We start from the raw sequence: 23,276 nt of genomic DNA, 5'->3' as shown, positions 1-23,276 counted from the left end.
AAAAACGAGGTAAAAAGTTGGGGTGAAATGAGGCGGGAAGGACTCCCCTCCGGGCAGAGGGGAGCGAGTGTTAGCGCAGTTCTGCACGCACACGAGCGAGGTCTTCAGGGGTATCGACCCCGGTGCCAGGCACTTCTTTGGCAACAGCAACATGAATTTTTTCGCCGTACCACAGGACACGGAGCTGTTCGAGCATTTCGATTTGCTCCAGCGGGCTCGGCGTCCAGTTCACATAGCGACGGATGAATCCGGCACGATAGCCGTAAATGCCAATGTGGCGTAGCAGCGTGTCGCCGATGGTTTCGCGGCTCTGGGCGAAGCGGTCTCTGTCCCAGGGAATGGTCGCCCGAGAGAAATAGAGCGCATAGCCTTCGGCATCCATCACCACTTTTACCGCATTCGGGTTAAACGCTTCTTCCGCATCGTGGATGGGTACCGCGAGCGTAGCCATTCCAGACTGGCTGGCGGCCAGATTATCGGCAACCTGGCGAATGATCACCGGTGGGATCATCGGCTCGTCACCCTGAACGTTGACGATCAGCGTGTCATCGCTGAAACCGCATTTCTCAACGACTTCGGCCAGACGCTCAGTCCCGGACTGATGATCGACCCGGGTCATGCACACCTCGCCCCCGGCGGCTTCAACCGCCCGCGCCACGTCTTCATGATCGGTCGCGACGATAATGCGGTCCGCACCGGATTCCCGGGCTCTATCGAGTACATGAAGGATCATCGGCTTGCCGTTGATATCCTGCAAAGGTTTGCCTGGCAGGCGGGTGGACGCATAGCGCGCGGGGATAATGACAACAAAACTCATGGATGGCTCTCTTCTGCGCTCAATGGGCGGGCTTCGTTTTCCAACAGCACGGGAATGCCATCGCGCAGCGGGAAAGCCAGGCTGTCGAGTTTGCAGATAAGCTCTTGCTTATCCTGACTGTAATAGAGCTTCCCGTTGCAGACCGGGCAAGCGATGATTTCAAGTAAGCGGTGATCCATAGTTCCTCCAGATGGACCGAAAAAGTATCTGCCGCAGCATAGCACAGAGCCTGTTTATGCGGCGTCAATTTCCCATCCCGTCGCCTGAGCGCTGAAAAGTTGCTCAGGACGGTGTTTGAGTTCAATACGCCCGGCACCCTGCCAGCGCGCAAAATCATTGATGGCCTGCATCAGGCCCTTTTCCAGCGACTGACTCACCCGCACGCCTTGTTGTAGATAGAGGGCAAAAATTTCCAGCACGTCGGTTTTGCGGTGCATTTTGCTGTCCATCCGGCCAATCAGTTTGCCGTGGTGCAGTAAAGGCAGAACAAAGTAACCAAACTGGCGTTTGGGCGCCGGGGTGTAACATTCCAGGCGATAGATAAAATCGAATAACTGTTCGGCGCGTTTACGATCCCAGACGACCGGATCAAACGGCGAGAGCACCGCGCTGTGGGTGGCGGTCAGTTTTCCCGCCTGAGCCTGTTCCAGCAGCGGCGCTAAATCCGCATCCAGCCACATCGGCCCCAGTGCTTCTACCTCAACGGGAATAACGCGCCCTTCTTCCTGCCAGCGTGAAAGCAGTGCAGGCAGAGCAGGATGACGCAGGCGGTAGTAGTCGGCGAGCCATTGCCCGCGAAAAATGCCCAGGCTACGGGCGCTGTTTTGCAGCATTACCGCTTCGGCTTGTTCCTGAACAAGGAGATCGCGCTCATCGTTCCAGTGCGGCATGGCGCGCGTGGTCAGGTCATAGATGCGCTGAAAATTATGCCGCCCGATGACCATCACTTTACCGGAGGTAAACAGCCCTTCGAGGTGCCGCTTATGCGGTTTCCATTCCCACCATCCGCTGGTGCCTTTACGCGGATGCTCAAAATCTGCCGAACGCACCGGACCATTCTGCAGGATGTGGTCCATTAACGCTTCAATCTCTGCAGCGTGCTCCTCCATCCACTCTTTGCGGTATTTCCAGCCCATTTTATCCGGGGATAACATTCGGTGACGCACCAGCGAAAAGTCGGTTCTGGGTAAGAAACAGGCCTCGTGCGCCCAGTATTCCATCAGATCGCCCCGGCTCAATGCTTCGTCCAGCCATTGCGGCGGATAAGCGCCAAGCCGACTAAATAACACCAGATAAGGGCTACGCGCCACCACGTTGATGGTGTCGATTTGCAGTAATGACATGCGCTGGATTGTAGACAGAATGTCGGCAGGCTGGGGGCGACAACGGGGCTTTTTCAGCAGCCCCTGCGCGGCAAGGTGGAGATGGCGTGCGGCGGTAAGTGAAAGCGTTACTTCTGACATGTAAAGTCCTCGTCAGCGTTGCCTGCACCGCACGCGATAAACTAGCGCTGTGCCAGGCGGACCAGTTGCTGAATCAACTGTGGGGCACGCTCGTCATCAAATACGGCGTCCACAGGTAAATACCACCAGTTGTCTCTGGCAAAAGCGCGGCATTTTACAGCGTCTTTTTCCGTCATCACTAGCGTTTGCTGGTCATTTACCAGCGCCTGCACAGCGTTGGCATTTAATGCCTGATGATCGGAGAGCGCGACCGTTTTAACCGGCTGGACGCCGCAGCTTTCCAGGGTGGCAAAAAATCGTGGCGGATGACCAATCCCGGCCATGGCAACCACGTCGGTTAAGGTGGCAACGTTGCGCTTTTCGCCCGTTTTAAGATTCACTGCCAGGCCCGGGTTAAGACGCATCGGAATTTCGTCCGAACGCGGTACGCCGCCGTTGACGATAACCGCATCCACGCTTTCCAGTCGAGAGGCTCTCTCGCGCATCGGCCCGGCAGGCAACCACCATCCGTTCCCGAAGCGGCGAACTCCGTCAATCACCACGATTTCAATATCGCGGGCAAGACGGTAATGCTGCAGGCCGTCATCCGTAATAATGATTTGCAGGTCGTGTGCAGCCAGCAGCGCCTGAACGGCATCGCTCCGGCTGGGAGAAACGGCGACGGGTGCGCCGGTGCGCTGATAAATCAGCACTGGCTCATCGCCTGCTTCAGCGGTGGTGGTTTTCGCCGACAGGAGCAACGGATACTGCGCCGCTTTGCCGCCATATCCGCGTGACACCACGCCCGCTTTGATACCCTGCTGTTGAAGTTGTTCCACCAGCCAGATAGCCACCGGCGTTTTACCGTTCCCGCCTGCGGTGAGGTTCCCCACCACCACCACCGGGACCGGCGCACGCCAGGCTTTTTTGATCCCAAGCCGATAGCTGAGACGAATAAGACCGCTCACCAGGCCGTAAAGCCAGGCAAGCGGCAACAGCAGCAGCCAGAGCGGGGACTCACCGGACCAGATGCGGGCGATCATTGTCCAAATTGCATTTTATGCAGCTGAGCGTACACGCCGCGGTGTTCCAGCAGATCCTGATGACTACCGCGCTCAACGATGCGTCCATCTTCCACAACGACGATTTCGTCGGCTTTTTCGATGGTCGACAGACGGTGAGCAATCACCAGCGACGTCCGGTTTTTCTGTAGTTCATCCAGAGCTGCCTGAATCGCGCGCTCGGATTCGGTATCAAGAGCCGAGGTCGCTTCATCCAGAATCAGGATCGGACTGTCACGCAGCAGCGCACGGGCAATGGCAATACGCTGACGCTGGCCGCCGGAAAGCAGAACCCCGTTTTCGCCGATTATGGTATCCAGACCGTTGTCCATCTTGTTGATGAAATCCATGGCGTAGGCCATTTTCGCGGCTTTTTCAATATCTTCACGGCTGTACTCTTCGTTGCGAGCGTAAGCGATGTTATTTGCCACGGTATCGTTGAACAGATGCACGTTCTGGGAAACCAGTGCCACCTGATCGCGCAGGGAAGCGAGGGTATATTCGCGGATATCGTGACCGTCGAGCTGGATACTGCCGTTATCAACATCATAGAAACGGGTCATCAGGCTTGCGATAGTTGATTTACCCGAACCAGAACGTCCTACTAACGCTACGGTCTTGCCTTCTGGAATATTCAGGTTGATATCACGCAGGGCGGGTACTTCACGGCCCGGATAGGTGAAGGTGACGTCGTTGAAGACCACTTCGCCCCTTGCACGTTCGATAACGCGAGTACCTTCGTCTTTTTCCTGCTCGCTGTCGAGAATGGCGAACAGAGTCTGACATGCTGCCATTCCGCGCTGGAACTGTGCGTTGACGTTAGTCAGCGATTTCAGCGGACGCATCAGGGCAATCATTGAAGAGAAGACGACGGTGATCGTACCGGCGGTCAGCGTTTCCATCACGCTTGGGAAGCTTGCCGCGTACAGCACGAAGGCAAGGGCCAGAGAGGCAATCAGCTGAATGATAGGATCGGAGATAGAAGACGCAGAAACCATCTTCATACCCTGCAAACGCATTTTATTGCTGACTTTATCAAAGCGTTTGGTTTCAACTTCCTGGCCGCCAAACATCAGCACTTCTTTATGCCCTTTGAGCATTTGCTCGGCGCTGGTGGTCACCTGCCCCATCGTGTTTTGCATGTTTTTACTGATGCTACGGAAACGCTTGGAGACCAGACGAATCGCGAAGGAAACAATAGGGGCCAGCACGATAAGGATTATCGACAGCTGCCAGCTGTACCAGAACATCATGATGAAGAGGCCGATGATCGACGCACCTTCGCGCACCACGGTGATCAACGCACTGGAAGACGATGAGGCCACCTGTTCTGAGTCATAAGTAATACGTGACAGCAGCGTGCCCGTGGACTGCTTGTCAAAGAATGACACCGGCATGCCCATCATATGACTGAAAAGACGTCGACGCATGGTCATGACGACTTTCCCGGAGACCCAGGAAATACAGTAGCTAGAGATATAGCTGGTGATCCCACGCATGATCATCAATCCGATCACCACTAGCGGCATCCACAGCAGCACTGAGCGATCCGTTTTCCCAAAACCATCATCCAGTAACGGTTTAAGAAGCGACAGCATGAAGGTATCGCTGGCAGCGTTAAGAACCAATGCGACCGCAGCTACGATAAGGCCCGCTTTAAAAGGCGCAATGGTTGGCCAAAGTCGGCGGAAAGTCTGCCACGTGGAGAGATCTTTGTCGTTCTGCATTCAAAAAACCAGCTTATGTTGAGATAGCCGAACATTCTACCCGTTATCACGGGCATCGCCAAACCACTGATGATACCAACGGCGGTATATTTGATCGCGTAAGCTCTGGATTTGCCAGCCATCAGGTGAAAAATTGACCGTGATCTGCCCCTGATGCGGCGTATCGAACCATTGATAATGCCGTTGTAAATAGCGCGCCTTTACCTTTTCGGATGGAAAATGCCAGGCGTTGTATCGCGCCGCGGAGGCCAGCGCGGCACCGCCCTCAACCGCTTGCAATAATGCCAGCGACGAGGAGGTCGAACTGCCATGATGTGGCACCTGAACAAGTGTAGACGCAAGATGGCGCCAATAATGGCTGAGCATTGACATTTCGGCCGAGATTTCAATATCTCCCGTCAACAAAATGCTGTGTATTCCGTCATCGACCCGAACCACACAGGATCGATTGTTGCCGGATTCTGTCGCCCCTGGCAACGGCCAAACTGCGCGAAACGTCAGCCCCTGCCAACGCCAACTCTCCCCCCGATAGCATGGCTGATGCCCTTTCCATCGCAACGGACTTCTGACCCATAAACCGGGCCAGGTACTCAGTAGGGTGTTTAGTCCTCCCCTGTGATCCAGATGCTCATGACTCAGAACTATGCCTTCAGGCTGAAGATGGTGCCAACGTAACCAGGGCACGATTATCTGCTGGGCACTGTCGCCACCGGGCCACGCCAGACCGGTATCGTACAGCACCGCTTTCCCGCTGCGGGCAATGACTATGGCAAGGCCCTGGCCGACGTCCAGCATCGTCAGTGACCAGTCTTGCGTTGGCGGCCGCCATAGCGGAAAGGCCAGCGCCGCACTACACGCCAGGGCCGACGCAGGCCATTTTCGCCAGCCGTTTAATCGCCAGAAGATGATCCCCAACCACGGCAACATCACAATCCCCTGCCAGCGGGAGTCAATGTCCTGCCAGCCCTGTGGCAGACTTCGCAAAAACCAGAACAGTCCGGCCAACAATCTGTCAGCTAACCACCAGAGGTTATTCTCAAGCCATACAGGCCCACTAAAATGCACGGCCATTCCAGCCAGCAGCAACGGTATCTCACCCAGCGTAACCAAAGGAACCGCCACAATATTCGCCAGCAATGAAGTCCAGGAGGTCCCATGAAAGATAATTACCTGCAACGGAAGCAGGAGCAGCATCAGCCCTGCTTGCAAATGGACAAATGCCCAGAGGGAATTTAACACTACGCTGGATTTCACCCGCAGTCGGGGCCCCCATTGATACCAAAATATCAGCGTCGCAACGGCAAAGGCTGAAAGCCACAGGCTTTGCGACAAAACGGCGAGGGGATCCAGAATCAGGATCGCCGCGATGCAGCACAGCCAAACCTCCCACGGTGTCCATCTCCGGCCGTTTAACCGCAGCCATACCCAGACGCCCGTCGCGATAATGGTTCGCAGTGCAGGCGGTTGTAAGCCGCTGAGCCAGGCATAAGCCATCGCCACTATAAAGCTGGCGCAAAGCGGCAGTCGCCAGTCTATCCACTGACACGGCAACAATATTTGCATTCCGCGCATAATGAGCCAGCCCATCATGGCGACCAGAGAGATATGCAGCCCGGAAATCGCCATCAGATGGGAGGTTCCGGTTTGCTGTAGCAGTAATTTAATCTCCACTGGCACATCAGCCCGTTCACCGACAGCCAGCGCCAGCATCACCTGTTGCCAGGGATAGGGTTCGAGGCCTTCTCGCAGCGAAGAAACAAATCGGGCCCGCAGGTTGCAGCTTTGCTTTTCGACACGAGCCTGAGTGAAACGCCCCGTTAACGGACGATGTAATGACAGCGCATGGCGCTGGCTGTCAAACATTCCTTCATTGAGCTGCCCGTGTACAGCCCTGGCATGGATGGTCATGCTCCAGACCTGCCCCGGACAGGCGTTATCTGGCAGCGCCTGTCCATACAGTACAATCTCGGGGGCCGGGAACTGGCGTTGCCCGTTAATTCGCAGCAGCTTCCCGTAATAGGTTGTTTCCCCGTCCGTGGCGGTGATCGCTACCTCGGCCTGTAATGGCCTCCCGGTTAGCGTATTAGCAGGCAAGACCGTCTTTTGGGCGGCAAGAATTCCCCAGCAGAAAAAGAGCATAATTAGCCCTGTTATTCTGAATCGGCGCGCTTTCAGGCAGAAGGCGATTGCCAGAATAGTCATCGCCCCTGTCTCTGAGAGCGTCGGCAACGCGGGCAGCCAGAGCAAAGGGCAAATACCGAGGATGGCGCAGAGTGCTAATGTCGGTAATCGCATGACACCTCCATGTCGTTGGCCGCAGTGTCGCGATTTCAGACCATGAAGTCGTCAGGCAAAAAGAAAGTCTACGAGGAGGATTCCAGGGAAAATACATGATTGCAGCAAACGGAAAATAAACTGCGAGCACGGTTCAGGAATGGCGTAGTGGAGTGCAAGAATGCTGTTCAGGAAACAAAAACGAAAAAAGCACCTGACAGGTGCTTTTTTCACGTTCAAGTTCGCGGGAAGCCCGCTGCAACTCAACCGCCGTAAATGTTGGCGCGATCGCGCAATTCTTTACCCGGCTTAAAGTGGGGAACGTATTTACCTTCCAGCTCGACTTTATCGCCTGTTTTCGGGTTACGCCCAACGCGTGGGGCGCGGTAATGCAAAGAGAAACTGCCGAAACCGCGGATTTCAATGCGCTCGCCCTGGGCCAGCGTAGAGGCCATATGTTCCAGCATCTCCTTCACAGCATCTTCAACCGCTTTCGCAGGGACGTGAGATTGCTGGCTTGCAAGTCTTTCGATGAGCTCTGACTTGGTCATGATTCCTCCGGTTTCCTTTCAGGAAAGTATAAGCTAACAGCTTGAACAAGGGCGGCCGTAGCCGCCCTTTGTTGTTGATTACAGGACGAATCCTGCAATCTGTCAAGTTACTCGTAAAGAGTGACCTGATTACTCGCCTTTAGCTGCTTTAAATGCTTCAGCCATAGCGTTGGAGAAGTTGCTTTCTTCCTGTTTGTTGTTAACAGTCGCGATTGCATCTTTCTCGTCAGCTTCGTCTTTAGCACGTACAGACAGGCTGATTGCACGGTTCTTACGGTCAACACCGGTGAATTTAGCTTCAACGTCGTCGCCTACGCTCAGAACCAGAGTTGCATCTTCAACGCGGTCACGTGATGCTTCAGAAGCACGCAGGTAACCTTCAACGCCGTCAGCCAGTTCTACGGTTGCGCCTTTCGCGTCAACTGCAGTGACTTTACCGTTAACGATAGCGCCTTTCTTGTTCAGAGCAACCCAGTTGTTGAACGGATCTTCAGCCAGCTGTTTCACGCCCAGGGAGATGCGCTCACGCTCTGCGTCAACCTGCAGAACAACGGCAGCGATTTCGTCGCCTTTCTTGTATTCACGAACGGCTTCTTCGCCTGCAACGTTCCAGGAGATGTCAGACAGGTGAACCAGACCGTCGATGCCGCCGTCCAGGCCGATGAAGATACCGAAGTCAGTGATAGACTTGATTTTACCTTCAACACGGTCGCCCTTGTTGTGGGTTTCCGCGAACTGCTGCCATGGGTTGTTTTTGCACTGCTTCAGACCCAGGGAGATACGACGACGTTCTTCGTCGATGTCCAGAACCATAACTTCCACTACGTCACCAACGTTAACAACTTTGGATGGGTGGATGTTTTTGTTGGTCCAGTCCATTTCGGAAACGTGTACCAGGCCTTCAACGCCTTCTTCGATTTCAACGAAGCAGCCGTAGTCGGTCAGGTTGGTCACGCGACCAGTCAGTTTGGTACCTTCTGGGTAACGCTTAGCGATAGCTACCCATGGATCTTCGCCCAGCTGCTTCAGACCCAGAGAAACACGGGTACGCTCGCGGTCGAACTTCAGCACTTTAACAGTGATTTCGTCGCCAACGTTCACGATTTCGCTTGGGTGTTTAACGCGTTTCCACGCCATGTCAGTGATGTGCAGCAGGCCGTCTACGCCGCCCAGATCAACGAATGCACCGTAGTCAGTGAGGTTCTTAACGATACCTTTAACTTCCATGCCTTCCTGCAGGTTTTCCAGCAGCTGATCGCGTTCTGCGCTGTTTTCAGATTCGATAACGGCACGACGGGAAACAACAACGTTGTTACGCTTCTGGTCCAGCTTGATAACTTTGAACTCAAGCTCTTTGCCTTCCAGGTGCAGCGTATCGCGAACCGGACGAACGTCTACCAGTGAACCTGGCAGGAACGCACGAATACCGTTCAGCTCAACAGTGAAGCCACCTTTAACTTTGCCGTTGATAACACCAACAACAGTTTCAGCGTCTTCGTATGCTTTTTCCAGCGTGATCCAAGCTTCGTGACGCTTAGCTTTCTCACGGGAGAGCAGGGTTTCGCCGAAGCCGTCTTCTACTGCGTCCAGCGCAACGTCAACTTCGTCACCGACCTGGATTTCCAGCTCGCCCTGGGCGTTTTTGAACTGCTCTGCCGGGATGGCGGATTCAGATTTCAGACCGGCGTCAACCAGTACGATATCTTTATCGATAGCAACAACAACACCACGAACGATGGAACCCGGACGGGTTTCGATTGTTTTTAAGGATTCTTCAAATAGTTGAGCAAAAGATTCAGTCATGTTTAATCTTCGAAGTTAGATTTAACGTCCACCTGACACCTTGTCGGATGGGGTTGTTTAACATACCCGCTCACAATCCTTTGCAGCGGGGGTACTACTAATTCGGAGGCTCGCCTGCCTTTATCAGACAGCAGCCAGTTTTTGGCGCGCGTATTGTAGCGCTTTTTCAATCACTTGCTCAATGCTTAATCGTGTTGAATCCAACACTAAAGCATCGGCAGCCGGAACTAACGGCGCCACCGCACGGTTGCGGTCACGGTCATCGCGTTCCTTTATCTCGACCAAAAGGCGTTCAAAGTTAACACTAAAGCCCTTCTCCTGCAACTGCAGCATCCGGCGTTGGGCACGTTCTTCCGGTGAAGCATCGAGGAAAATTTTTACCGGCGCGTCGGTGAAAACAACGGTACCCATGTCGCGACCGTCAGCAATCAGGCCTGGCGCTTCGCGGAATGCGCGCTGGCGGCGCAGGAGCGCTTCGCGTACGCGCGGGAAGGCCGCCACTTTGGAAGCGGCGTTCGCCACGTCCTGAGTACGGATTTCGCCGCTGACATCTTCACCTTCCAGAATCACTTCGAGGTTGCCGTTGGTGGACACAAAACGCACATCAAGGTGCGCGGCCAATGGAACCAGAGCCTCTTCTGAGGTGACATCAACGTGATGATGCAATGCAGCCAGAGCCAGCACGCGATAGATCGCACCTGAATCCAACAGATGCCACTGCAATGCTTCCGCCATTGCTTTGCACAAGGTGCCTTTACCTGCACCACTTGGCCCATCAATGGTGATTACCGGGGCAATTGCCGTCATCGTTTTCTCCTTCATTCAAGGCGTCAGTGATATAAACGCCGCGCATTATACTCGCCAACGCCTGTAACCGTTAATACTGCTTTCAAATAGCAGAATGTTTGAAGGTGAGTGTAGAAGAAATGCGCAGAGGCGACGTCAGGAAGTGTCATTCTGCGCTACGCCAGAAGACGTAGCGCGAAAGGAATCAGGCAAGCGTACTGATACGAGCCAGTTGTTCGAAATAGTCCGGGAAGGTTTTCGCCGTGCATTTCGGATCAAGAATGGTCACCGGCGTACCCGACAGCGCCACCAGCGAGAAGCACATCGCCATACGATGATCGTTGTAGGTGCCGATCTCCGCGAAGGTCAGCTGTGCTGGAGGCGTGACGCGAATGTAATCTTCGCCCTCTTCCACTTCTGCACCCACTTTGCGTAATTCAGTCGCCATCGCAAACAGGCGGTCGGTTTCTTTTACCCGCCAGTTGTAGATGTTACGCAGCGTCGTCGTGCCTTTGGCAAACAGCGCCGCCGTGGCGATTGTCATCGCGGCATCAGGAATGTGGTTCATGTCCATATCGATTGCGTTCAACTCGCCGTGCGTACAGGCGATAAAATCGTCGCCCCAGGTTACGGTTGCGCCCATTTTTTCCAGCACGTCAGCAAAGCGGATATCGCCCTGCACGCTGTTACGCCCAATACCGGTCACTTTAACCGTACCGCCTTTAATCGCACCCGCCGCCAGGAAGTAAGACGCGGAAGACGCATCACCTTCCACCAGATACGCGCCCGGAGACTGATAATGCTGACCGCCTTTCACCACAAAACGCTGATAGTTCTGGTTTTCAACCTTCACGCCGAAGGTGTTCATCAGATGCAGCGTGATATCGATGTACGGTTTAGAGACCAGATCGCCTTTAATAGTGATCAGGGTGTCCTGCGGTGCCAGCGGAGCGGTCATCAGCAGCGCGGTCAGAAACTGGCTGGATACGCTGCCGTCAACGGCCACTTCGCCGCCGGAAAATCCGCCTTTCAGGCGCACTGGCGGGTAGTTTTCCTGCTCAAGATAATCAATCTGCGCGCCACCCTGGCGCAGGGCGTCAACCAGATGGCCAATCGGACGCTCTTTCATGCGTGGCTCGCCGGTCAGCACGATATCGTTGCTACCCAGGCACAGCGCCGCCGCCAGCGGACGCATCGCCGTCCCGGCATTGCCGAGGAACAGCTCCAGCGCAGCAGCGGATTTCAGCGGACCGCCGTTGCCAGTGACTTCACAGCGGGTACGGCAGGCTGAAAGCGTGTACTGAACGCCCAGCGCGGTCAGGGCATTGAGCATATGGCGCACGTCGTCACTGTCCAACAGATTGGTCAGCACGGTGGTACCCCGGGCCAATGCCGCCAACAGCAATGCGCGGTTAGAAACACTTTTTGAACCGGGTAAATTGATGGTGCCGTCTACGCGCGCGATGGGTTGTAACGTCAGGGATTCCATGAAACTCAACTCTCAAAAGCAGAAAATAAAAACCCCGCAGACAGGCTACGGGGATGAAAACGGAAAAGATTAACCGCGGCGGCGTTCGAACTCCTTCATGAAGTCAGTTAATGCCTGCACGCCCGCCAGAGGCATGGCGTTATAGATGGATGCGCGCATGCCGCCAACCACACGATGGCCTTTCAGCGCATGCAACCCTGCGGCGAAGGATTCTTCAAGGAACAGTTTATCCAGCGCGCTGTCTGCCAACTGGAAAGGTACGTTCATGCGTGAACGGTTGGCCGTCGCCACGTCATTACGATAAAAGTCACTGTTGTCGATGGTGCCGTACAGCAGTTCGGCTTTCTGCTGGTTAATACGGTCCATTGCCGCCACGCCGCCCTGCTCTTTCAGCCATTTGAACACCAGTCCAGACAAATACCAGGCAAAGGTCGGCGGGGTGTTGAACATGGAATCGTTATCGTTCAGGACGGTGTAATCCAGAATCGATGGGCACATTTTATGCGCTTTACCCAGCAGGTCTTCACGGACGATAACCAGCGTCAGGCCAGCGGGACCGATGTTCTTCTGCGCCCCGGCATAAATCACGCCAAAGCGGTTAACATCAATCGGGCTGGACAGAATCGAAGAGGAGAAATCCGCAGCAACCACCACCTCTTTGCCAAAATCTGGCATTTCATTGATAGCGATGCCGTCGATAGTTTCATTCGGGCAATAATGCAGATACGCCGCGTTGTCGGTGAGTTGCCAATCACGCATTGGTTTTACCGCGCACTTACCATCAACGATGGTTTTGGCGTCGATAACGTTCGGAGAGCAATATTTCACCGCTTCTTTTACGGCGCTTTCAGCCCAGTAGCCCGCATCGACGTAGTCAGCGGTGGTTTTATCACCGAGCAGATTGAGGGGAACACCGGCAAACTGGCCGCGTCCGCCGCCGTGGCAGAACAGCACTTTGTAGTTGGAAGGGATATTCAGCAAATCACGGAAATCTTTTTCTGCTGCTTCAGCGACCTGGATGAACTCTTTCCCACGATGGCTGATTTCCATCACCGAGGTACCCAACCCCTGCCAGTCACACAGTTCCTGTTGAGCCTGTTGAAGAACATCTGCCGGAAGCATTGCCGGACCTGAACTAAAATTAAAGACCTGAGCCATTTCCCCTCACCACGCTGTGCACGTTATCTACCCGAAGGCATAAGTTATTCCTGTGGCTATCGGTTTTACCATTCAGTGACACACGCCGCAATGGCTAATACTCGCTGGCAGAAAAATGTGGCAAAGTTCACACAACACAATCTGCCAGCTTGACGACACAATGCCGACATTTTTGCTATCAGGTGACGCGTTTCGCCCGACTGGCCTTCGCCCATTCTGGATTTGCACAGCGCGGACAGTTTTGTCGGTCGCCCGCATGCAGATGAAAAATCGCGCTGCATCGGGTACAGGAATAATCGTTTTCTTCCGGCATGGTGGTAAAACGCTCGACGCATTTGCCGGGCAAAATCGGCAGTCCGGCTTTCACCTCATCGTCACCGAAAAAGTAGACGCTGATTTGGCCGTTGGTTTCGAGGATGGCGCGTTTAACCTGTCCGAGATGTTCGATGCCATTCAGGCGAAGCTCCATAAAGAATTCAAACTCGGTCATGTTTTCGGCTTGCAGCTTCTCCCAGGCGAGCTCCCCGTCGGTCACAATAATGACTGGCTTACCCTCCAGCAGATCCTCCAGTTTTTCGCTGTGCGCCATCAGCCACATCACAAGGCGGTAAAGTCCCGCCAGCGAGATAAAGACTACCAGCACCGGCAGCATAGGCACATCATCATAGAACGCCACATCCCCGGCGGCGGAGCCCAGCGTCAGAATAATAAGCACTTCAAACAGCGACATCTGCCGCACGCCGCGACGCCCGGTAATTTTTAAGAACAGAAACACCAGAATGAAGGTGTAAAGGCTGCGCAGCGCTACCTCCCCGAGAAACTCAACGGGGACCTTGTCAAACGCCATGCGGTGCAAATCAAACGCTTTCATTTTTATATGCCTTAACAGAGGGTTATTGTTTCTAAGCGTAGCCGAGGCTTTTATTTTCGCCGCCCGGGCCGGGACGATAGCGCCTGACACACAAAACCCGTATCATTGCGCGCTTTCCGTACGACAAAAGTGACCGCCATGACCCAAACATTTATTCCCGGCAAAGACGCCGCTCTGGAAGACTCCATCGCCCGCTTCCAGCAAAAATTAACCGACCTCGGTTTCAACATTGAAGAAGCGTCCTGGCTGAATCCGGTGCCTAACGTCTGGTCCGTGCATATTCGCGATAAAGAGTGCGCGCTGTGCTTCACCAACGGTAAAGGCGCAACTAAGAAAGCGGCCCTGGCGTCTGCGCTCGGCGAATACTTTGAGCGTCTGTCCACCAACTATTTCTTTGCCGACTTCTGGCTGGGCGAAACCATCGCCAACGGCCCGTTTGTTCATTACCCGAATGAAAAATGGTTCCCGCTGACCGAAGATGACGAAGTGCCGGAAGGCATTCTTGATGAACGTCTGCGCGCGTTTTACGATCCGGACGATCAGTTGACCGCCAGCCTGCTGGTCGATCTGCAGTCGGGCAATGACGATCGCGGCGTGTGCGGTTTGCCGTTTACCCGTCAGTCTGATGGCGAGACCGTTTACATCCCGATGAACATTGTCGGCAACCTGTATGTCTCCAACGGCATGTCCGCCGGTAACACTCGTAATGAAGCGCGTGTTCAGGCGCTGTCCGAAGTGTTCGAACGTCACATCAAAAACCGCATTATCGCCGAAAGCATCAGCCTGCCGGAGATCCCGGCCGAGGTAATGGCGCGTTATCCGAGCGTGGTGGAATCAATCGCGAAGCTGGAAGCCGAAGGGTTCCCAATCTTTGCCTATGACGGCTCACTGGGCGGCAAATATCCGGTTATCTGCGTGGTGCTGTTTAACCCGGCCAACGGGACCTGCTTCGCGTCCTTCGGCGCCCACCCTGACTTCGGCGTGGCGCTGGAGCGTACCGTGACCGAACTGCTGCAGGGTCGTGGTCTGAAAGATCTCGATGTGTTCACCCCACCGACCTTCGATGACGAAGAAGTCGGCGAGCACGCCAACCTCGAAACCCACTTCATCGACTCCAGCGGTTTGATCTCCTGGGATATGTTCAAACAGGATGCAGACTATCCGTTTGCCGACTGGAACTTCTCCGGCACTACCGACGAGGAATTTGCCACACTGATGGCGATTTTCCAGGCGGAAGATAAAGAAGTGTATATTGCCGACTACGAGCATCTGAGCGTTTATGCTTGCCGTATTATCGTCCCGGGGATGTCTGATATTTATCCAGCAGAAGATCTGTGGCTGGCGAATAACAATATGGGCAGCCATCTGCGCGAAACGATTCTTTCTCTGCCGAACAGCGAGTGGGAAAAAGAAGATTATCTGGCGTTGATCGAACAGATGGATGATGAAGGTCTGGACGACTTCACCCGTGTCCGTGAACTGCTCGGGATGGCGACCGGGAAAGACAACGGCTGGTACACCCTGCGCATTGGCGAACTGAAAGCGATGCTGGCACTGGCCGGTGGCGATCTCGAGCAGGCGCTGATCTGGACCGAGTGGACGATGGAGTTCAACGCCTCTATCTTTAGCCCGGAGCGCGCAAACTACTACCGTTGCCTGCAAACGCTGCTGTTGCTTTCTCAGGAAGAAGAACGCCAGCCGCTGCAGTACCTGAACGCATTCGTACGCATGTACGGCGCGGATGCAGTGGAAGCCGCCAGTGCGGCGCTGAGCGGCGAAGAGGCATTCTACGGTCTGCAACCGGTAGACAGCGACCTCGCGGCCTTCCCCGCCCATCAATCGCTGTTAAAAGCGTATGAGAAATTGCAGCGCGCAAAAGCGAGCTTCTGGTCTAAACAGCAGTAAAACCACAAATAACCTATGGCGAAATTATTCGCCTGCGCTATATTACGGGACCTCGGAAGGGGCCCCGTTTTTATTTTTTCATCCCCTTCGTTAATTTGTAATATTTAAGTTAACCAAGAGTAAATACTATTATTAGTAGCTTACTATTTATGTTAATTTTAATGCATATTACTCCATTTTAATTAACCGTTAAAAAGGGGGTTACAGAAAAAATTCAACTGTGGTTTTAAATTTTAAAATTTATTTTTAGTTTGATAATCAAAAAGTTACGCCGTGAATGCTGAAAAACCATGCGTTTTGCGGGCCTATAAGCCAGGCGAGATATGATCTATATCAATTTCTCTTCTATAATGCTTTGTTAGTATCTCGTCGCCGACTTAATAAAGAGAGAGTTAGTGTGAAAGCTGACAACCCTTTTGATCTTTTACTCCCAGCTGAGATGGCCAAAGTGGCCGAAGAAGCGGGTGTCTATAAAGCAACGAAACAACCGCTCAAAACCTTTTTCCTGGCGATTACTGCGGGTGTATTCATCTCCATTGCCTTCGTCTTCTACATCACGTCCACGACAGGCACTGCGGGAATGCCGTTTGGTATTGCCAAGCTGATTGGCGGTATCTGCTTCTCACTGGGACTCATCCTATGTGTCATTTGCGGCGCAGACCTTTTCACCTCTACGGTGCTTATCGTGGTCGCTAAAGCAAGTGGTAAAATCACGTGGGGACAGCTGGCTAAGAACTGGTTAAACGTCTATGTTGGTAACCTGATTGGTGCCTTACTGTTTGTTCTGCTGATGTGGTTATCTGGCGAATATATGGCTGCCAATGGGGGATGGGGACTGAACGTCCTGCAAACCGCTGACCACAAAATGCATCATACTTTTATCGAGGCTGTATGCCTTGGTATCCTGGCAAACCTGATGGTATGTCTGGCGGTGTGGATGAGCTACTCCGGCCGCAGCCTGATGGATAAAGCGATGATTATGGTTCTGCCCGTAGCGATGTTTGTTGCCAGCGGCTTCGAACACAGCATTGCGAACATGTTTATGATCCCGATGGGTATCGTCATTCGCCACTTTGCCAGCCCGGAATTCTGGACCGCAATCGGTTCTACACCGGATAGTTTCTCTCACTTGACTGTCATGAACTTCATCACTGATAACCTGATCCCGGTGACAATCGGTAACATTATTGGTGGTGGTCTGTTAGTCGGGTTGACGTACTGGGTCATTTACCTGCGTGGCAACGACCAGCATTAAGGGTTGTTTCAGGCAGTAAATAAAAAATCCACATAAGAAGGTAGGTGTTACATGTCCGAACTTAACGAAAAGTTAGCTACAGCCTGGGAAGGTTTTGCCAAAGGTGATTGGCAGAAAGAAGTCAACGTCCGTGACTTCATCCAGAAAAACTACACCCCTTATGAAGGCGATGAGTCCTTCCTGGCCGGCGCGACTGATGCGACCACCGCCCTGTGGGACAACGTAATGGAAGGCGTTAAACTGGAAAACCGCACTCACGCGCCAGTTGATTTCGACACCTCCGTTGCGTCAACCATCACTTCTCACGACGCTGGCTACATCAACAAAGCCCTTGAGAAAATCGTTGGCCTGCAGACTGAAGCTCCGCTGAAACGTGCGATTATCCCGTTCGGCGGCATCAAAATGGTTGAAGGTTCCTGTAAAGCGTACAATCGCGAACTGGACCCGATGCTGAAAAAAATCTTCACCGAATACCGCAAAACCCATAACCAGGGTGTATTCGATGTGTACACCAAAGACATTCTGAACTGCCGTAAATCTGGCGTTCTGACTGGTCTGCCTGACGCATACGGCCGTGGCCGTATCATCGGTGACTACCGTCGCGTTGCGCTGTACGGTATCGACTTCCTGATGAAAGACAAATACGCTCAGTTCGTTTCCCTGCAGTCCGATCTGGAAAACGGCGTAAATCTGGAAGCCACTATCCGTCTGCGTGAAGAAATCTCTGAACAGTACCGTGCTCTGGGTCAGATCAAAGAAATGGCTGCTAAATACGGCTGCGATATCTCTGGTCCTGCAACCAACGCGCAGGAAGCTATTCAGTGGACCTACTTCGGCTACCTGGCCGCTGTTAAGTCTCAGAACGGTGCAGCAATGTCCTTCGGCCGTGTATCCACCTTCCTGGATGCCTTCATCGAACGTGACCTGAAAGCTGGCAAAATCACTGAGAAAGATGCTCAGGAAATGATTGACCACCTGGTCATGAAACTGCGTATGGTTCGCTTCCTGCGTACCCCAGAATATGATGAGCTGTTCTCCGGTGACCCAATTTGGGCAACTGAATCTATCGGTGGTATGGGCGTTGATGGCCGTACTCTGGTCACCAAATCCAGCTTCCGCTTCCTGAACACCCTGTACACCATGGGTCCTTCTCCGGAGCCGAACATCACCGTTCTGTGGTCTGAAAAACTGCCACTGAACTTCAAGAAATTCGCGGCTAAAGTCTCCATCGATACCTCTTCTCTGCAGTACGAGAATGACGATCTGATGCGTCCTGACTTCAACAACGATGACTACGCTATCGCTTGCTGCGTAAGCCCAATGGTTGTTGGTAAGCAAATGCAGTTCTTCGGTGCGCGTGCTAACCTCGCGAAAACCATGCTTTACGCTATCAACGGCGGCGTGGACGAAAAACTGAAAATCCAGGTTGGTCCAAAATCTGCACCAATCAAAGGCGATCTGCTGAACTATGACGAAGTCATGGAACGTATGGATCACTTCATGGACTGGCTGGCTAAGCAGTATGTCACCGCTCTGAACGTTATCCACTACATGCACGATAAGTACAGCTACGAAGCGTCTCTGATGGCTCTGCACGACCGTGACGTGGTTCGCACCATGGCATGTGGTATCGCAGGTCTGTCCGTTGCCGCTGACTCCCTGTCTGCAATCAAATATGCGAAAGTTAAACCAATTCGTGACGAAGACGGTCTGGCTGTCGACTTCGAAATCGAAGGCGAATACCCGCAGTTTGGTAACAACGATTCTCGCGTTGATGACATGGCGGTTGACCTGGTAGAACGTTTCATGAAGAAAATTCAGAAACTGACTACTTACCGTGATGCAATCCCGACTCAGTCTGTTCTGACCATCACCTCTAACGTGGTTTATGGTAAGAAAACCGGTAACACCCCAGACGGTCGTCGTGCTGGCGCGCCATTCGGTCCAGGTGCTAACCCTATGCACGGTCGTGACCAGAAAGGTGCTGTCGCCTCTCTGACTTCCGTCGCTAAACTGCCGTTTGCTTACGCTAAAGATGGTATCTCTTACACCTTCTCTATCGTGCCAAACGCTCTGGGTAAAGACGACGAAGTGCGTAAAACCAACCTGGCGGGTCTGATGGACGGTTACTTCCATCACGAAGCGTCCATCGAAGGTGGTCAACACCTGAACGTGAACGTTATGAACCGTGAAATGCTGCTCGATGCGATGGAACATCCGGAAAAATATCCGCAGCTGACCATCCGCGTTTCTGGTTACGCAGTACGTTTTAACTCCCTGACTAAAGAACAGCAGCAGGACGTTATCACACGTACCTTCACTCAAACCATGTAATGGGTTTTTGACTGAAAACGTGATGTAAAAAGCGTACAATAAAGGCTCCACGCAAGTGGGGCCTTTTTAATAACATCTCTCCTGCCCCAGCCTGCTTTGCCAGCCATCTATACTATGGGTATCTGTCAAAACAGACTTAACACAGCCGGTTTTGAGCTGTGCATACACTGGCCCCGGATGGGCCGTATCTGGAGAAAACACCGCAATGTCAGTAATTGGTAACTTGTTTTTCTAGATAACCAAATGAAATAAAAGGATTTATTTCAGGTCACGTCCACATATTGACCATCATCTTCCAAGCCCTGCCCTGTGCGGGGCTTTTTGTTGTTGAGTGTTGGCAGATCTGCGCACTAAGCAAACTTAATACATACCATCGGATCAAAGAGGCCTCGCATTTGCGAGGCCTCGTTTTACATCCAGGCGATTTGTTGCTGCCCTGTCGATGTGGGGTGAGGTAGAGCCGGTGTCACTTCCCCCGGCTTTACGATGTAGCGCTCGACCGTTTCTGTCGTGACGAACGTGCAACTGCAATTAATATTTGTGCACTGGTGATAACGCTCTTTTGTCGTCTCAGTAAAGTAACGGCTGGTGCGGGCATGGGCGGCTGTATGGCATAACGGACAATGGAACATTTCTATCACCTCACCTTAATGATTTAATGCCGCCATTTTATCTATTAAATCCATATAAAACAAATAGATAAATAGAACACATCACTCATCAGCCACTGCTTCGTACTCCACATCAGAAAGCCTTACCTCAAGCTCTACGCCCGTCGTGAAGCCGTTATTGTTGAGGTTATGGGTCACCTTACTGATTAACCATGCCTGCTCGTCTATAACGCGCTTAAAGCCTGATACCTTCACCGGCATTTCCGGGTAAATATCTTCCCGGCCCGTCGCGAGGGTGATTGAGAACTCAGCGACACCGCGCTGCAATTTATCCCACTTCGCCTGAGCTGCACGCATGGCCTGCGCCTTTGACGCGTAAATCGTGGTCATGGCGAAAACATTATCCGATTCACCGGCCATATACTCGCCCTCGCGGGCTTCCTGCTCTTTCTGCTTCTTGGCCTTTGCGGTGCTGCTGACCGGTTTCGCTTTTGGATGCTGGAGCGCCCGCAGGTGCTGCTCTTTCGGCTTACGCTTCAGCTTTACCTGTTGCGCCTGCTTCTGAGGCTTCGGATCTTTGGTATGCAGCCATTTGGCCGTGACGCCGGTATACGCGCCCCGGTCAGCAATCGCGAACTGATGCCGGTCACCATCACTGCGCTGAATAGTGATTTGTGGGATGGCCTTACCGCTGGCCGTCACGCCGCTCCCGGCTTTGAGCATCAGCAATTTGCCCGACTTGACCGACACCGCCCCACCGTTACGCTCGGCGAGGCGGGTCAGGAATACCGCGTCGGATTCCTGCGACTGGTCAATATGCAGGATGCGGATGTTTGCGAGCGATTCCGCCACGCTGGCCGTGAGTTTATTGCGGGATGCAATTGCCCCCACCACAGCGCCAAGCGTGGTGTCATGCCAGGACTCTTCCCGGCGTGAATTGAGCGTTCCGCGAAAATCTGCACTCCGCGCCCGCAGCGTGACCGTGTCCGGTGCACCGTGGTGCTCCACCTCATCGACGGTAAAATCGCCTTTCCCCACCAGGGCAAAACCTTTCCAACCCAGATACAGCGACAGCACCGCACCACGCACCGGCAGCTCGACCAGCCCGTCACTGTCGTCGAGCTCGATGTCGAGCTGGTCAGCCTCAAACCCGCGATTGTCGGTCATGGTCAGGTTAATCAGCCTGTCACTGATGTTGCCGGTGATGTCCTTGCTGTTGAGCGTCAGCATAAACTGAGGCGTCAGGGTTGCGCCTGAGCCGGTGACGATATCCGGCATGATTAACCTCCCACCAGTGAAAGCACATTGCCCGCCTTACCGACAAGAGATTCGGCCTGCTTACCAATATCGCCATAGAGCGCCGCAAGGGAATCATCGACGCGCGTCAGTGACAGCGTGAAGCTGATTTTTCGCGGTGAGCCATCTGCGAAAAAGACGGTGCCGGTTTCGCTCACGTTGGTAATGACAAACATCCCGTAAATGGTGCCAGTGCCGGAAATCAGGGGCCACGCCCGGCCCTCATCCGCCATCGTATAGAGCGCCAGCATCGAGAGCCGCCCGCCGGTCATTTCAGGGTACAAGTCGCCAGTGAGCGTAATTTTGTCTTCGCCGGGGCCGAGGAACTGAAACGCATCACGCTTCCCGACCCGGCTGTTTGACGGCCACTGGTAATCCGCGCTGCGCTGCAAACTCTGATAAGGCAGCGACTGGCGCATAAACACAAACATTCCAAGAGTGAGCATCATCATCAGGCTCCTTAATCATGCATCATGCTGGCGCGGGCTTTGGCTCGCTTGTTCCGCTCGTATTTTTCAAGCGCATCCTGCAACTGGTTACCGAGCTGGCCGCCCGGCGCACCGCCACCCTGTAACTGGATTTGATAGGTTGGGCTGCTCTGGTCGATGTACGTGCGACCGGCGGGCGCGGTGACCGGCTGATATGCCTGATAGCCCCCGGATGAGCTGGTCGCCGGAATGTATCCACCACCCTGCCCGACCGGCTGCGCCTTTGCCGTCGCGGCATCGATGGTGTCCGATTCCTTTTTAACGATGCCGAGCTTTTCGAGGATCACATCAAGGCCGCCGCGCAGCTTGTTGAAGATATTCAGCGGCAGCATCAGCGCATCCCCCAGCGCCCGGCCAAACGCCACCCCGGCATTTTTGCAGCCGTCTAAGGTTTCCTGCGTGGCTTTTACCGGCGCGATAAGGTCTTTAAACCATTTCCAGACTGCGCCTAGTTTCTGGCCGAGCCCGTCAAAAACGGGAGCCAGCGGGGCGAACATCTCAGCCACCGGCGAAAATGCGGCAATAAGCCCCTGCACCACACCCGAGAGAACGGCGCTGATGGGCTCCCAGTATTTGCGGATGAGTAACGCCCCGCCGACGACTGTCGCCACAACCGCAGTGACCACAGCGACCACCGCCCAAAGGGGCCACGAGATGGCCCCTATTACAGCAGCCGCGGCCGTGCCGATTGTCGAAAGGGCAAGGCTTAACATGCCCGCCGCCGCAACGATGGCATTGATACCCGCGATAACCGGCCACGCAACCAGACCAATTACACCCAGCGCCGCAACCAGCCCCAGCCCCGCCGCCGTGATGAGTCCGAGCGTGGTCGCCAGTGATTTATTTTTCTGGATCCAGCCATCGAGCTTCAGCACATAGCCGGTCGCCGTCTGCACCAGTTTGCGCAGCGATGACTCCTGCTGGTCGAAAAGGTCGGTCCCGACCGCCTCATAGGCTGACTGAAACTCTTTAAAATCGCCGCCGAGATTGTCCTGCATGACTTTAACCAGTGCGGCCGTTTTCCCGTCCGAGGCTTTGAGCGTGGCAGTAAGCTGGTCGAGCTTGCCGGTCGACGCGGCTGACATCAGCACCGCCGCCGCTGAGCTCGCCTCTTCCCCGAAAATGGTTTTCATGTACTCGGCACGCTGGCCCGAGCCGAGGTTATTTTTCTCGAAGCTGGCCTGCATTTCTTTCAGGATGCTGAAAATCGGCCGGGTATTGCCCTTGCTGTCGGCCGTTTTGACGCCTAGCTCTTTGATAGCGTCAAAGGCTTTGCCGGTTGGCGCCTGTAAACGACTGAGCACTGCCCGGCTTCCGGTCCCGGCCATCGAGCCGGTGATTTTGGCATCGTGCAGCGCCCCCACCATTGCGGCGGTTTCCTCGATGCTGACACCGGCATTTTTCGCCA

The 23,276-nt window shown here is 53.9% G+C and carries 19 protein-coding genes; 3 read left to right on the top strand and 16 right to left on the bottom strand.

Annotated elements, in window-relative coordinates; translation table 11 throughout:
• Positions 1 to 70: 70 nt before the first annotated feature.
• From kdsB to ACG0Z5_RS21685, 12 genes are all read right to left on the bottom strand, one after another.
• Positions 71 to 817 (bottom strand): 3-deoxy-manno-octulosonate cytidylyltransferase, encoded by a 747-nt coding sequence (kdsB, locus tag ACG0Z5_RS21740; protein WP_394451097.1) that lies wholly within the window; start codon positions 815 to 817, stop codon positions 71 to 73.
• Positions 814 to 996, bottom strand: a complete 183-nt coding sequence (ycaR, locus tag ACG0Z5_RS21735) for a protein YcaR (protein ID WP_097163568.1) — start codon at positions 994 to 996, stop codon at positions 814 to 816. Before ycaR ends, kdsB begins: the two co-directional genes overlap by 4 nt.
• Before the next feature lie 54 nt (positions 997 to 1,050).
• A complete protein-coding gene (locus ACG0Z5_RS21730) occupies positions 1,051 to 2,280 on the bottom strand; it encodes a winged helix-turn-helix domain-containing protein (RefSeq protein ID WP_394451094.1) in 1,230 nt (409 codons plus the stop codon).
• Positions 2,281 to 2,321: 41 nt separating this feature from the next.
• A complete protein-coding gene (gene lpxK / locus ACG0Z5_RS21725; protein ID WP_394451092.1) occupies positions 2,322 to 3,302 on the bottom strand; it encodes a tetraacyldisaccharide 4'-kinase in 981 nt (326 codons plus the stop codon).
• Positions 3,299 to 5,047, bottom strand: a complete 1,749-nt coding sequence (gene msbA, locus ACG0Z5_RS21720; RefSeq protein ID WP_394451090.1) for a lipid A ABC transporter ATP-binding protein/permease MsbA — start codon at positions 5,045 to 5,047, stop codon at positions 3,299 to 3,301. Before msbA ends, lpxK begins: the two co-directional genes overlap by 4 nt.
• A gap of 36 nt (positions 5,048 to 5,083) precedes the next feature.
• Positions 5,084 to 7,342: a ComEC family protein gene (locus tag ACG0Z5_RS21715; RefSeq protein WP_394451088.1), complete on the bottom strand. Its 2,259-nt coding sequence runs from the start codon at positions 7,340 to 7,342 to the stop codon at positions 5,084 to 5,086.
• A 242-nt stretch (positions 7,343 to 7,584) separates the two neighbouring features.
• Positions 7,585 to 7,872 (bottom strand): integration host factor subunit beta, encoded by a 288-nt coding sequence (gene ihfB / locus ACG0Z5_RS21710; protein ID WP_319629833.1) that lies wholly within the window; start codon positions 7,870 to 7,872, stop codon positions 7,585 to 7,587.
• A 129-nt stretch (positions 7,873 to 8,001) separates the two neighbouring features.
• Positions 8,002 to 9,675 (bottom strand): 30S ribosomal protein S1, encoded by a 1,674-nt coding sequence (gene rpsA, locus ACG0Z5_RS21705; RefSeq protein ID WP_319629832.1) that lies wholly within the window; start codon positions 9,673 to 9,675, stop codon positions 8,002 to 8,004.
• 123 nt (positions 9,676 to 9,798) lie between these two features.
• Positions 9,799 to 10,482, bottom strand: coding sequence for a (d)CMP kinase (gene cmk / locus ACG0Z5_RS21700; RefSeq protein WP_394451085.1), 684 nt, complete (start codon positions 10,480 to 10,482; stop codon positions 9,799 to 9,801).
• Between the two features lie 184 nt (positions 10,483 to 10,666).
• Entirely contained in the window at positions 10,667 to 11,950 is a 1,284-nt protein-coding gene (gene aroA, locus ACG0Z5_RS21695; protein WP_394451083.1) for a 3-phosphoshikimate 1-carboxyvinyltransferase, read from the bottom strand.
• 69 nt (positions 11,951 to 12,019) lie between these two features.
• Positions 12,020 to 13,108 (bottom strand): 3-phosphoserine/phosphohydroxythreonine transaminase, encoded by a 1,089-nt coding sequence (gene serC / locus ACG0Z5_RS21690; protein WP_394451081.1) that lies wholly within the window; start codon positions 13,106 to 13,108, stop codon positions 12,020 to 12,022.
• 178 nt (positions 13,109 to 13,286) lie between these two features.
• Entirely contained in the window at positions 13,287 to 13,979 is a 693-nt protein-coding gene (locus ACG0Z5_RS21685; RefSeq protein WP_394451079.1) for a DUF421 domain-containing protein, read from the bottom strand.
• Positions 13,980 to 14,117: 138 nt separating this feature from the next.
• Here ACG0Z5_RS21685 and ycaO point away from each other — a divergent pair, with 138 nt between their 5' ends.
• The 3 genes from ycaO to pflB all read left to right on the top strand — a co-directional run bounded on the left by ycaO (position 14,118) and on the right by pflB (position 19,473).
• Positions 14,118 to 15,884, top strand: a complete 1,767-nt coding sequence (gene ycaO / locus ACG0Z5_RS21680) for a 30S ribosomal protein S12 methylthiotransferase accessory factor YcaO (RefSeq protein WP_394451077.1) — start codon at positions 14,118 to 14,120, stop codon at positions 15,882 to 15,884.
• A 397-nt stretch (positions 15,885 to 16,281) separates the two neighbouring features.
• Positions 16,282 to 17,139 (top strand): formate transporter FocA, encoded by an 858-nt coding sequence (gene focA / locus ACG0Z5_RS21675; RefSeq protein WP_319629826.1) that lies wholly within the window; start codon positions 16,282 to 16,284, stop codon positions 17,137 to 17,139.
• A 51-nt stretch (positions 17,140 to 17,190) separates the two neighbouring features.
• Positions 17,191 to 19,473 (top strand): formate C-acetyltransferase, encoded by a 2,283-nt coding sequence (gene pflB / locus ACG0Z5_RS21670; RefSeq protein WP_319629825.1) that lies wholly within the window; start codon positions 17,191 to 17,193, stop codon positions 19,471 to 19,473.
• Positions 19,474 to 19,883: 410 nt separating this feature from the next.
• On the opposite strand, the gene ACG0Z5_RS21665 is transcribed toward pflB, so the two are convergent.
• From ACG0Z5_RS21665 to ACG0Z5_RS21650, 4 genes are all read right to left on the bottom strand, one after another.
• Positions 19,884 to 20,105: a DNA-binding transcriptional regulator gene (locus ACG0Z5_RS21665; protein WP_394451074.1), complete on the bottom strand. Its 222-nt coding sequence runs from the start codon at positions 20,103 to 20,105 to the stop codon at positions 19,884 to 19,886.
• 81 nt (positions 20,106 to 20,186) lie between these two features.
• Positions 20,187 to 21,362, bottom strand: coding sequence for a phage late control D family protein (locus tag ACG0Z5_RS21660; RefSeq protein ID WP_394451072.1), 1,176 nt, complete (start codon positions 21,360 to 21,362; stop codon positions 20,187 to 20,189).
• Positions 21,363 to 21,364: 2 nt separating this feature from the next.
• Complete coding sequence (locus ACG0Z5_RS21655) at positions 21,365 to 21,829, bottom strand: phage tail protein (RefSeq protein ID WP_394451113.1); 465 nt, start codon at positions 21,827 to 21,829, stop codon at positions 21,365 to 21,367.
• A gap of 11 nt (positions 21,830 to 21,840) precedes the next feature.
• Positions 21,841 to 23,276, bottom strand: a 1,436-nt coding sequence (locus ACG0Z5_RS21650; protein WP_394451070.1) for a phage tail tape measure protein, incomplete at its 5' end; no start/stop codon positions are given.

It is taken from the genome of Scandinavium sp. M-37, from assembly GCF_043558715.1.
Classification (GTDB): Bacteria; Pseudomonadota; Gammaproteobacteria; order Enterobacterales; family Enterobacteriaceae; genus Scandinavium; species Scandinavium vulneris_A.
This window is presented reverse-complemented; position numbering and strand designations above follow the sequence as displayed.